The organism is Epibacterium sp. HA2-3 (assembly GCF_055693725.2).
The window spans coordinates 1988656-2000432 of sequence record NZ_CM172490.1 but is presented as its reverse complement, the minus strand read 5'-3'; the positions used below and the strand labels follow the sequence as shown (position 1 = coordinate 2000432).

At 62.6% G+C, this 11777-nt stretch carries 10 protein-coding genes; 2 read left to right on the top strand and 8 right to left on the bottom strand.

Translation table 11 applies throughout. The features are described from left to right. Positions 1-411 precede the first annotated feature (411 nt). Positions 412-633 carry a DUF1127 domain-containing protein gene (locus ACZ1HH_RS09325; RefSeq protein WP_011539348.1) on the bottom strand — a complete coding sequence of 74 codons (222 nt, stop codon included), beginning with the start codon at positions 631-633 and terminating at the stop codon, positions 412-414. Positions 634-951: 318 nt separating this feature from the next. Between ACZ1HH_RS09325 and ACZ1HH_RS09320 the strand changes: the two genes are divergently transcribed. Continuing rightward, the gene (locus ACZ1HH_RS09320) at positions 952-2037 is read left to right on the top strand and encodes an Mrp/NBP35 family ATP-binding protein (protein ID WP_472636480.1); all 1086 of its coding nucleotides are present in this window, start codon (positions 952-954) and stop codon (positions 2035-2037) included. A gap of 244 nt (positions 2038-2281) precedes the next feature. Then, entirely contained in the window at positions 2282-3130 is an 849-nt protein-coding gene (locus ACZ1HH_RS09315; RefSeq protein ID WP_472636479.1) for a hypothetical protein, read from the top strand. A 312-nt stretch (positions 3131-3442) separates the two neighbouring features. On the opposite strand, the gene mraY is transcribed toward ACZ1HH_RS09315, so the two are convergent. From mraY to mraZ, 7 genes are read right to left on the bottom strand one after another with little or no spacing between them, the layout of a single operon-like run. Further along, entirely contained in the window at positions 3443-4525 is a 1083-nt protein-coding gene (gene mraY / locus ACZ1HH_RS09310; protein WP_011539345.1) for a phospho-N-acetylmuramoyl-pentapeptide-transferase, read from the bottom strand. A 41-nt stretch (positions 4526-4566) separates the two neighbouring features. Next, positions 4567-5958 carry a UDP-N-acetylmuramoyl-tripeptide--D-alanyl-D-alanine ligase gene (locus ACZ1HH_RS09305; RefSeq protein ID WP_472636478.1) on the bottom strand — a complete coding sequence of 464 codons (1392 nt, stop codon included), beginning with the start codon at positions 5956-5958 and terminating at the stop codon, positions 4567-4569. Then, positions 5955-7439 (bottom strand): UDP-N-acetylmuramoyl-L-alanyl-D-glutamate--2,6-diaminopimelate ligase, encoded by a 1485-nt coding sequence (locus ACZ1HH_RS09300; RefSeq protein WP_011539343.1) that lies wholly within the window; start codon positions 7437-7439, stop codon positions 5955-5957. The genes ACZ1HH_RS09305 and ACZ1HH_RS09300 overlap by 4 nt, the downstream gene beginning before the upstream one ends. Before the next feature lie 14 nt (positions 7440-7453). After that, complete coding sequence (locus ACZ1HH_RS09295) at positions 7454-9235, bottom strand: peptidoglycan D,D-transpeptidase FtsI family protein (RefSeq protein WP_472636477.1); 1782 nt, start codon at positions 9233-9235, stop codon at positions 7454-7456. After that, positions 9232-9579 carry a cell division protein FtsL gene (gene ftsL, locus ACZ1HH_RS09290; protein ID WP_011539341.1) on the bottom strand — a complete coding sequence of 116 codons (348 nt, stop codon included), beginning with the start codon at positions 9577-9579 and terminating at the stop codon, positions 9232-9234. The genes ACZ1HH_RS09295 and ftsL overlap by 4 nt, the downstream gene beginning before the upstream one ends. Then, positions 9579-10568 carry a 16S rRNA (cytosine(1402)-N(4))-methyltransferase RsmH gene (gene rsmH / locus ACZ1HH_RS09285; RefSeq protein ID WP_472636476.1) on the bottom strand — a complete coding sequence of 330 codons (990 nt, stop codon included), beginning with the start codon at positions 10566-10568 and terminating at the stop codon, positions 9579-9581. The genes ftsL and rsmH overlap by 1 nt, the downstream gene beginning before the upstream one ends. A gap of 3 nt (positions 10569-10571) precedes the next feature. Then, positions 10572-11075 carry a division/cell wall cluster transcriptional repressor MraZ gene (gene mraZ / locus ACZ1HH_RS09280; protein WP_011539339.1) on the bottom strand — a complete coding sequence of 168 codons (504 nt, stop codon included), beginning with the start codon at positions 11073-11075 and terminating at the stop codon, positions 10572-10574. Positions 11076-11777 lie beyond the last annotated feature (702 nt).

Genomic DNA, 11777 nt, shown 5'->3' with positions numbered 1-11777 from the left:
TATGGCCGCGAGCGATCTCTTGCGGTGCACCAAGCCCCATGAGCAAAATCCTGTGACCTAGAATTTGTGACCTGAAATCTGTGATCTGAAATCTGCGATCAAAGACTCCTGAAACCGGGGCTTTTGCGCGCGTGGAACAGCGCAGGCGTCCGCGCAGACCATGATGCGGGCACAACTTTAACAAAGAGGGGGAAGATCCTGTCCCTAAAACAGGAAACGGCGGCGCCCAGGGAGGAGGAGGGGGCACCGCCGTTCTGTTGCACATCAGGTTAAAGGGAGGAGGAAACCTGATGCATCTGGTCCCGGCTTCTGGCCGGTATAGGGTGCGGTGGCATCAGGGAGGAGGAGGATGCCACCGCTTAGGACAGGCCCTTAAGGGAGGAGGAGAAAGGGCCTGATCTCGTTTGATCCTTACTTAAGCTCTCCGTAGGCAGCTTCAAGAGCAATGCCCTTCAGCATGGAGCGGCTCAGCCCCAGATCTGCAAGCTCGCGGTTGCTCAGCTCGCGCAGTTCGTTCAGGGTCGCGCGGTAGACGCGATACTGCGCAAAACGGGCACGCAGGCCTTCGATCATCGCGGCAACACCACCGGAGGTGAGGGACTTGGGTGCGTGGATCGTGTTCAGAATTGCCATCGTTTCGTCTCGCTTCTCTGTCGTCTGGACCGTGTGTCCAAATGACTGTCTGTCTCTGTTGATCCTTAAGATAATGAAATGCTGCGGACGCACAATCCGGGGATTGGTCATTTCTGCTATGCAGCAAGTGCATGGGTAGATAGGATATTTTTTCTCGACTGCTTAAAGGCTGGGCGACAATCTTTCAGATTGATGTATGCGTGGGCAACAATTGATCCGCCGGGGTGCCGCTCTGGGCAATTTGATGCTTGGGCCGGGAGCGTCGCGTGTCTATATCAGCTCTGGCCCCCGAATACGGCAGAAACAGGAGTTGCCCGCATGCCCGTCACACAGGAAGAGATTCGCGCCGCTTTGGACCGTCTGGAGCTTCCGGGTGGGGGCACATTGGTGTCGCGCGACATGCTGCGCGCCCTCTCCATCGAGGGCAGCACAGTGAGATTCGTGATCGAGGCGGCCTCACCGGAAGAGGCCTCAAAGATGGAGATGCTGCGCCGGGCGGCAGAGGCTTCGGTCAAGGCGCTGCCCGGTGTCGAGACGGTCTCGGTGGTGCTTACGGCGCATGGTCCCGCAGCGCCGACCAAATCGGCGCAAAAACCTGCGCCCAGCCTCAAGCTGGGTGGCCATCCCAAACCGCAGTCCGCGCCGATGAAACCCTCGGGCGTAAAACGCATCCTCGCGGTGGGATCGGGCAAGGGCGGCGTTGGCAAATCCACCGTGAGCGCCAACCTCGCGGTGGCGCTGGCCCGGCAGGGGCGCAAGGTCGGGCTCTTGGACGCCGACATCTACGGCCCCTCACAGCCACGCATGATGGGGGTCTCCGGTCGCCCCGCCAGCCCCGATGGCACCACCATCGAGCCGCTCCATGCCCATGGGGTCACGGTGATGTCGATCGGCCTCATGGTCGAGGAGCGCAAGGCAGTGGTCTGGCGCGGCCCGATGCTGATGGGCGCACTCCAGCAGATGCTGGGGCAGGTGAACTGGGGCGAGCTTGACGTGTTGATCGTCGACCTGCCGCCGGGCACAGGCGATGTGCAACTCACGCTCTGCACCAAGGCCGAGCTGTCGGGGGCCATCGTGGTCTCCACCCCGCAGGATGTGGCCCTTCTGGATGCGCGCAAGGCGCTTGATCTGTTCGACACGCTCAAAACCCCGGTGCTGGGCCTCATCGAGAACATGTCCTTCTTTACCTGCCCCGATTGCGGCGGCACCCATCACATCTTTGGCAACGGCGGTGTCGCTGCAGAAGCCAAGGACCTGGGCCTGCCGCTCCTCGGGGCCTTGCCGATTGATCTGGAGACCCGGCTGGCGGGCGACAGCGGCACGCCCATCGCTGCCGGAGAGGGCGTCATGGCCGAGGCTTACGCGCGTATCGCCAAGGGGCTGGTCGAAGGCGGCATGGCGTGAATGGTCAGGAGAGACGCGGATGGTGTTTTCAATGGTCTGGGCATGGTGGAGGCAGCAAGCCAAAGGTACGCCCACAATAGGTTCTGTGAACGCCCGCAGGTATAAAGGTATCAAAGAAAGAGGGATGCAAGCTCTCCTGAATTGGTCATCGTATGACCAAATCTCGCAGATGGAGAGTTCACTCACTGTGCAGCTTTTGCAGATGTCCGTTTTTGACTTTCATTCATCTATAGATCGAGGCGAAATGAATGACGCGCGAGTGGCGCGTCTGCGCGACAGGGACATTGAGGCGCTGCAACAGATTCCAGATTTGGCGCAGGTCTTCATCTTGCATCACGATGGATATGTGCGCGAAGCGGCACTCAAACAGCTTGACGGTTCAGTCGGCGCTCCGGGATGCATCTACGCCCTGTTCCGGCGCACAAATGATTGGGTGCCTGAGGTGCGTGAGGCGGCCCACGAGGCTTTGGCGCGGGTACTGCCTCAGACATCTGCAGAGGTCATTGTCCCGGCCATACGGGCGGCTCTTCCACGGATTGCCAGTTGGGGGCGCTGGTCGCAGGCAGGGCCAGGGAGGATCACGACACTCGCCCAAAGAGACGACGTGGCCAGCGCGTTGGTTGACGATGTGATTCAATCCGAGGGCGCGGCCCTCACGGTCGTGTTTCGGGAACTGTGCAAGACCCCCAAGATTGACCCCCAGCTTGAGCGGATCTTTCGCAAAGCCCACCAACCGCATATCCGGGGGATGGCTCTTCAGATCTTATTGTCGGGCAAGGCCAGATGGCCTTTGCCTCAACGCCGAAAGGTCTGGATCGACAAACCTTCGGGGCGCTCTCGTATGGAACTGCAATTCCAGAGCCGGGACATCACGGTCGACGCCGACGTCCTCGGGCTGTTGCAAAGGGCTGTGACAGATCACGCCAGTATCGTGCGCAAACATGCGCTCGATGGGATGATCGCTCTGCGCCATGACCGCGAGATGGCGCACACATTGGACACGCTGGTCGCGGGGCTTGAAGACGATCCCAACATCGGCGTCCGGTCCCGCGTTGCGTTTTTTCAGTGCAAGCGGCGAGAAGAGAACCCGTAACAGGTCCTTTCCCGTTGCGCCCCCACCGCGCGCTCTGCTCAGGGTGTTTTCACCGCACCGCCCTATGCTGGCGGGTGTCGCGACATATCACAGGAGACCGGCCCCCAGAGACCACCCCCTCATTGGGTGCAGGGTGGGTCCGAATGAGGCTCACAGGATCTGACCTTTCGGGGTCAGCCGATGCTCCGCCCCTATGGCGGCGCCGTCATCCTTTAAAAGCGAAGCCGCGCCAAGGTGTCCCCCGCGCGGCTTACATAGCTCAGAGATAAACAGACGCTGCGGCAGAGGCCGCAAGCGCTGAATTGGCGTGGCTTAGCGCACCTTCAGTGTTGCCAGGCCGATCATCGCGAGGATCAGCGAGATGATCCAGAAGCGGATCACGATGGTCGGCTCTGCCCAGCCTTTTTTCTCGTAGTGGTGATGGATCGGGGCCATCAGAAACACCCGCCGGCCGGTGCGCTTGAAGTAGAGCACCTGAATAATGACCGAGAGCGCTTCGACCACAAAGAGCCCGCCGACGATGGCCAGCACCAGTTCGTGTTTGGTCGAGATCGCAATGGCCCCCAAGGCACCACCAAGCGCCAGCGAGCCGGTGTCGCCCATGAACACCGCAGCGGGCGGGGCGTTGTACCACAGGAACCCAAGCCCTCCGCCAAAGAGCGCCGAGGTGAAGATCAGGATCTCGCCTGTCCCCGGCACGTAATGCACATCGAGATATTCCGAGAAATCCACACGCCCCACCGCATAGGCGATGATCCCAAGCGTTCCGGCTGCGATCATCACCGGCATGATCGCAAGCCCATCGAGCCCATCTGTGAGGTTCACCGCATTGGCAGCCCCCACGATCACGCAGATGCAGAAGGGCACATACAGATAGCCGAGGTTCAGCAGAACGTCCTTAAAGACCGGCATCGCCAGCTGGTTCTGCAGCTCAGCCGGGTGGTTCCAGCTCGCCCAGAGCGCGGCCACGATGGCGATCACAAACCCCAGAAGCAGCCGCACCTTGCCCGACACCCCACTGGTGTTCTGTTTGGAGACCTTGGCATAGTCATCGGCAAACCCGATGAGCCCAAAGGACATGGTCACAAACAGCACGAGCCAGACAAACGGATTGTCCCAGCGCGCCCACATGAGGGTGGAAAACAGCAGCGCCCCCACGATCAACAGGCCCCCCATGGTCGGGGTGCCGACCTTCGCGAGATGCGCCTCGGGGCCATCGTCGCGGATCGGCTGGCCCTTGCCCTGGCGTTTGCGCAGCACGTTGATCAGCGGTTTGCCAAAGACAAAGCCAAAGATCAGAGCCGTCAGAAAGGCCCCGCCTGCGCGGAAGGTGATATAGCGGAAGAGGTTGAAGAAATCTCCCCCGTCCGACAGTGCGGTCAACCAATAAAGCATGCCAGTGCGGGTCCTGTCTTAAGTAGGTCTATCATTACGAGTCACGAAGGTGGGTTGCCTTGACCGATTTCGCGGATCGCGTCAACCACGCGGGCCACCGCCATTGACAGCGACCCCTTCGCCAGTACCACATCGCCCCCTTGGATCTGCGCGGGCAGGGCAGAGGCGGCCTCGGCCGAGGTTTCGACCCAGGTGCCGCGCTTGTTCTCCGGCAAGGCCGCGTAGAGATGTTTCATCAGGGGACCGATGCAATGTACCGCGTCAATCTTTGCCAGCGCCGGATGATCGGCCAGGCCCGCGTGCAGTCGCGCCTCTTCGGGGCCGAGTTCTTTCATATCAGCGAGATAGGCGATGCGGCGCCCCTCGGTGGGGGTCGCGGCAAGAACCGTGAGCGCCGCCCCGATGGATGTGGGGTTGGCGTTATAGGCGTCGTCCAGCACCGTGACGGGACCGGAGGGCAGCCCCACGGTAAAGCGCGCGCCGCGCCCTTTGACCGGCGACCAGCCCTGAAGCCCGGCAAGCGCCAGTTCCAGATCCGCGCCGAGCGCCTCAATGGCGGCCAGCGCGCCCGTGGCGTTCATGGCAAAATGTACGCCAAGCGATTGGATCTCGGCCGAAAATTCACGCTCCGCCTGTACGATCCGCGCGCGCGTGACGTCGCCCGACAGCTGCGCCTCCTGCAGGCAGTAGTCATCACTCGTCTGGCCAAACCAGCGCGTTGCGACGCCCGCATCTTGTGCCACGTCGCGCAGCACCGGGGTTTCCTCAAGATCGGCGTTCAGCACCGCGATGCCGCCGGGTTCCAGCCCTTCGATGATGGCGGCCTTCTCGCGGGCGATCCCCGCCACATCCTCAAAGGCCTCAAGATGTACGGCAGCCACGGTTGTCACCAGCGCCACATGCGGGCGGGCCTGACGCGAGAGCGGCGCGATCTCGCCGGGGTGGTTCATGCCGATTTCGATCACGGCGTATTCGGTGTCGGCAGGCATCCGCGCCAGTGTCAGCGGCACGCCCCAGTGGTTGTTGTAGCTTGCGACCGCCGCATGGGTGCGTCCCTGCGGCGTGAGCATCGCGGCGAGCATTTCCTTCGTTGAGGTCTTGCCCACCGATCCTGTCACCGCCACCACGCGCGCCTTTGTGCGGGCGCGACCCGCGCGCCCCAGCGCTTCCAGCGCGGTTTGCACATCCTCCACCAGCAGGAGCGGGGCATCCTCGGCCACGCCTTCGGGGATATGCGACACCAGCGCCGCTCCGGCGCCTTTTTCCAGGGCCTGCGCCACAAAGTCGTGCCCATCGCGGGCCGCCTTGAGCGCCACAAAGAGATCCCCGGGTTCAATAGTGCGGGTGTCGATGGAGATACCGTTCACCTGCCAGTCCGAGGTTGCACGTCCTCCGGTGGCGGCGGCGGCCTCCTGTGCGGTCCAAAGGCTCATACCATTCTCCCGTCAAGGGCGGCGACGGCCATGCTGGCCTGCTCCACGTCGTCAAAGGGCAATACATCGGTGCCGATGGTCTGGCCGCTCTCATGGCCCTTGCCGCAGATGAGGAGCGCATCGCCAGCCTCGAGCATATCGACGCCGCGCAGGATCGCTTCGGCGCGGTCGCCCACATTGAGCGCGTCCGGCGCGCCGCCCATGACGGCCGCGCGAATGGCGGCGGGATCTTCAGAGCGGGGGTTGTCATCGGTGACGATCACCGCATCGGCATTGTCCTGCGCTGCGGCGCCCATCAAGGGGCGTTTGGTTGCATCGCGATCCCCGCCCGCGCCGACGATCGCCACAAGGCGGCCCAGAACATGCGGGCGCAGCGCCTTGATCGCGGTGGCAACCGCGTCGGGGGTGTGGGCGTAATCCACAAACACCGTCGCGCCATTGTCGCGGGTTGCCGCGAGCTGCATCCGCCCGCGCACCGTGCTGAGGTGGGGCAGGGTGTCAAACACCTGCTCGGGGTCCTCGCCGCTGGCAATCGCCAGACCCGCCGCCACCAGCACGTTTTCCGCCTGAAAGCCGCCGATGAGGTTCAACCGCTTGGCAAAGGGGCGGTCGTGCCATGTGAACCGGATGTCCTGCCCGGTGGCATCGACTCGCATACCCATCAGGGCAATGTCACCCAGACCGCGCCCAACCGTAATGATCTCCTGCCCGCGGGCGGCAGCAATGGCGCGCATCTCAGCCCCTTTGGGGTCGGTCATATTGATGACGGCGACGCCATCTTCCGAGAGCACACGACGGAAAAGCCCTGCCTTGGCCGCAAAATAGGCCTCAAAGGTCTCGTGATAGTCGAGGTGATCCTGGGTGAAATTCGTGAAACCCGCCGCCGAGAGCTGTACACCGTCCAGCCGCCGCTGATCCAGCCCATGCGAGGAGGCCTCCATCGCCGCATGGGTGACGCCCGCCTCGGCTGCTGCCGCAAGCGCGCGGTGCAGGGTGATCGGCTCGGGCGTGGTATGCGCCAGCGGATGTGACCATGCGCCCTCGATGCCGGTGGTGCCAAGGTTCACGGCCTTGTGGCCAAGCTCGGTCCAGATCATGCGCAGGAAGGTCGACACGGAGGTCTTGCCATTGGTGCCTGTCACGGCTGCCATCACCGGGGGCTGGGCGCCAAACCAGAGCGCCGCTGCACCCGAGAGCGCCTGCCGCGGGTCTTCGGCCACCACAAGGGCTGCGCCCGCTGCGGCAATGGCCTCGCCTGCGATCTCGGCGCCCTTGGCGTCGGTCAGAATGGCCACCGCGCCCTGATCGAGCACCTGTTCGACAAAGGTTGCACCATGCACGCGCGTGCCGGGCAGGGCGGCAAAAACAAAACCCTCGCCAACCTCGCGGCTGTCCACCGCAAGCCCCGTGATCTGCGGGTCCAGGCCCGCTCTTGCGGTCAGTCCCAACTGGCTGAGCTTGAGCGCTGGTCTCTGTGTCATGGCGTCCCCACCTGTTAGTTTGAGGTGAGGGTTACACCAGAGATACGGGCAGGTTCAATCTGTGGTCTGAGCCCAAGGAGCGGCGCAAGGCGCGCGATCATCTCGGCGGCGACGGGCGCGGCGGTCCAGCCGGCGGTGCGGCGGTCCTCGCCATAGGCGATGATCTCGGGTTCATCCAGGGTCACGATCAGCACATATTTCGGCGCATCCGTGGGGAAAACGGCGGCAAAGGTCGCGATCACCTTGTCTTCGTAATAGCCGCCACGGGGCTTGGGCTTGTCAGCGGTGCCGGTCTTGCCGCCCACGCTGTAGCCTTCGACCTCGGCCATGGAGGCAGAGCCGCTGCTCACCACCCTGCGCAGCATCTCGAGTGAAGCCTCGGCAACCTCTTTGCTGAGCACGCGCTCCCCGAGGCGGGGGCCGGTCTGCTTGAGGATCGTGGGTTTCACGAGCCGTCCGCCATTGGCAATGGCCGCATAGCCCGCCGCCAGATGCATCGGCGTGGTTGAAATCCCGTGACCATAGGAAATGGTCATGGTCGACAGCTCCGACCAGTTTCTCGGCAAGAGCGGCTGGCCGCCCGACGCTTCGACGATCTCAAACGGGGTCGGCTCCAACATGCCAAGCTCACCGAGGAAGGCGCGCTGGCGTTCGGCTCCGATCTGCTGCGCGAGCCGCGCGGTCCCGATGTTGGAGGACTTTTCGATGATGCGCGAGACGGTCATCTCGTTGCCATAGTTACGAAAATCCCGGATGGAGAATTTGCCCCAGCGCAATGGGCCGCGAGTGTCGATCACGGTTTCCGGGTTCACAAGGCCAAGCTCGATGGCCTGGGCCGCGGCAAAGATCTTGAAGGTCGAGCCAAGCTCATAGACGCCCTGAACGGCACGGTTGAAGAGCGGGCTTTCGGACGGGTCAAAGCCCGAGGTGGGCGGGCGTGGGCGCTCGTTGGGATCAAAATCGGGCAGCGAGGCCACCGAGATCACCTCTCCAGTGTGCACATCCATTAGGATCGAGGTTGCGCCCTTGGCGTTCATCAGCTTCATGCCGCCATAGAGCACTTCTTCGGTGGCGTGCTGCACCGAGAGATCGAGGCTCAATTCCAGCGGCTTGCCGCCATTGGCCGGGTCGCGCAGGTAGTCGTCGAACTGTTTTTCCACGCCTGCCACACCGATCACCTCGGCGGCGTTCACGCCTTCCTTGCCAAAGGAGGCCCCACCCAGCACATGTGCGGCGAGCTTGCCGTTGGGGTAAAGGCGCATCTCGCGCGGGCCAAACATCAGGCCGGGATCGCCGATGTCATGCACCGCCTGCATTTGCTCGGGGCTGATTTTCTTCTTGATCCAGAGGAACTTGCGGCTTCCTGTGAAATCCTTGACCAGACGCTCGTGATCGAGATCGGGAAAGATCGAGACCAGTTTTTCCGCGGCCAGCAGCGGCTCCACCATCTGCGGCGGCTGGGCATAGAGCGAGAAGGTCTCAAAATTGGTGGCGAGGATGCGGCCTTCGCGGTCAACGATGTCGGCGCGCTGGTTGGCGATGGCGCTGCCGCTCACCGAGACGGGCTCTGCCGGCTCCGAGGTGGCCATCATCGCCATCCGTCCGCCGATCGCCACATAGGCGCAGACAAAAAAGGCCGCGAGCACCAGAAGACGCCCCTCGGCGCGGGTGCGGGCACGGGCTTCCATCTCGCTGTGGCGCTGGGCGAGGTTTTCACGCTCGATGAGGTCGGGGTTCTCGCCGCGCGCGCGGGCGGGCAGGATGCGGGCGAGGGGGCGCAGGGGCGTGCGGATCATTGATCGGCCTCCTGTCCATAAGAGGAGACCTCGACGCCTTCTTCGATCACCAGACCCGAGGGCGGAAAGGACACCTCGTCCACGCGTCCAAATTGTTCCGGGCGCAGTGGCAGCAGGCCAAGGCGCTCAAAGTTGAGCTCTGCCAGGTCCCGCAAACGGTCGGGACGGTTGAGATAGGCCCATTCGGCGCGCAGCACGCTCAGGCGCACCTGCGCATCGGCAATGTCACTGCGCAGGACGCGGGTTTCCTTGAGCACCTGCTGGGTGGCGTAATTCTCGCGGTAGGCCCAGAACGCCAGACCAAAGACCGCGAGGATCGTCATCATATAGGCGAGGGTTCTCATTAGCGCGTCTCTTTCAACTGCGGCATGCTCAGTTCCTTGGCGGTGATCTCCACCGGAGCGGCATCGGTGCGCCGCCCCACCCGCAAGAGCGCCGAGCGCGAACGCGGGTTTTGCGCCAGCTCGTCCTTGTCGGGGCCAACGGCCTTGCGGGTCACTAGCTCAAATTGGCTGGGCTGCTCTTCCATCGCGGGCGCATATCGGTTGGCATTTCCGGTCTTGTTTGCGCGGTGCTGAAAGAAGCGTTTGACCATACGGTCTTCGACCGAATGGAAGGTCACCACGGCCAGGAGTCCACCGGGTTTGAGCGCGCGCTCAGCGGCCAGAAGCCCGCCCATCAGCTCTTCATACTCGCCATTCACCGCGATGCGCAGCGCCTGAAAGCTGCGGGTCGCCGGGTGAGACTGGCCGGGTTTGGGGCGGGGCAGGCAGCCCTCGATGATTTCGGCCAGGCGCAATGTGGTGGTGATCGGCGCCTGCGCGCGTTCCTTCACGATGGCCTTGGCGATCCGGCGCGAGGCGCGCTCTTCACCAAAACTGTAAAGAACATCAGCGAGTTGTACTTCGCTGAGCTCGGCCACCAGATCCGCGGCTGAGGGCCCATCTTGCGACATGCGCATATCGAGCGGACCCTCCTTCATGAAGGAAAAGCCGCGCTCCGCCAAATCCAGCTGCATCGACGACACCCCAAGGTCCAAGACCACGCCATCGAGATCCTGCGCGTATTCATCCATGCGCGAGAACACGCCCTGCTGCAGCACCAGCCGGTCGCCATACTCTGCCGCCCACGGCTGCGCCATCTCAAACGCCAGCGGATCACGGTCGACGCCGATGACCTGATCGGCCCCCGCAGCCAGAAGGCCCTTGGTATAGCCGCCCGCGCCAAAGGTGCCATCGAGCCAGCGGCCAGTGACCGGCGCCACCGCTGCAAGGAGCGGCTTCAGCAGGACAGGAATGTGGGGACCGGAGGGGGCAGCGGTGCGGTCCGTCATATCTTATGCGCCTCCGGCGCCGTCTAGGAATTCAAGGGGATCGAAGTCATCCGGCAGCTCGTCCATCAGCTTCTCGGCCTCGGCCATCTCGACCTCTTCATAGGTCTCGGGCTTCCAGATCTGGAAGGTGTCCCCGGACGCAATAAAGAAGGCCTCTTTGTCGAGGTCGATCTTCTGGCGCAGTTTGGCCGGAAGCACAAGGCGGCCCGTCTCATCCACCGTGGTCGGCAGGGACTGGCCGTTAAAGATGCGTTCGAGGATCTTTCGGCCCTTGGAGCCACGGGGCAGGGCGGCGATCTTGGCGTCCACTTCCTCGATGGCTTCCATGGTATAGCACTCAAGGTACTGACGGCGGTGATCGCCATAAACGATCACCAGTTCGGGCGCGTCACCGGGCTGCCAGTTCGGGTCGGAGGCCTCCAGCACACGGCGAAAGGAGGCTGGGATAGACACCCGCCCCTTGCTGTCCACCTTGTGGTGGCTCTCGCCTCTGAACCTGCGACCCAATGTGCCGCCCTTTCTCGCGTCCCGCGTTTTCCCCGGTTCCTCCTGAACGCGGGGCCTGAAACCAAAAGGGGCGAGTTGATCCGCTGCCACTGATCAACCCGCCGCCTTGACCCGCCTTGCGGGGTGTCCGACTGCGCGCGCCACCTGGGGGGATGTCTGCTCGCTCGCGCGCCGGATCTCTCTTTTTGATGAAAGCGAAGGCCTGTATGAAACCTGCCGTATTGTGACGTTGGGGTCGTTTTGTGCCCCGTGCTCTTCGTGTTCATCTGGTGAAATATGGATACTATGGGAAAGTATGGTACCGCAAGGGATTTTTAAGGATGATGCGGAGGTGCTGGGTCTCTGAGCGCTTGCGGATGACAGGCTTTCTGCGCGTTCTGGGCGTATGTTGCGCCCGATGTAGTGTTCATGTGGTGGCGCGCGTCTATATATATGGCTTCTTGTGGCGTCAGAAAACTTCCCCTATTTTCCCGCGATTCTTGGGGCGCGCTTTGATGGCGCGGCGTTTGTTTTTGCTTTGTTCTATTTTTACTGGGTTTTTGGGGGGCATTCCCTCAAGCGATCCACATGAAAGTGATTCGTTTTCCCAAAATCCCGCCTAGGTGCCATGCTTTCCCATATGTCCCATGAATTCCCACGGTGGGGGCGGTTGTATTTGCGAACGTGGATGGCTGTTTGTAGCGTGACGGACTTTTTTGCAGT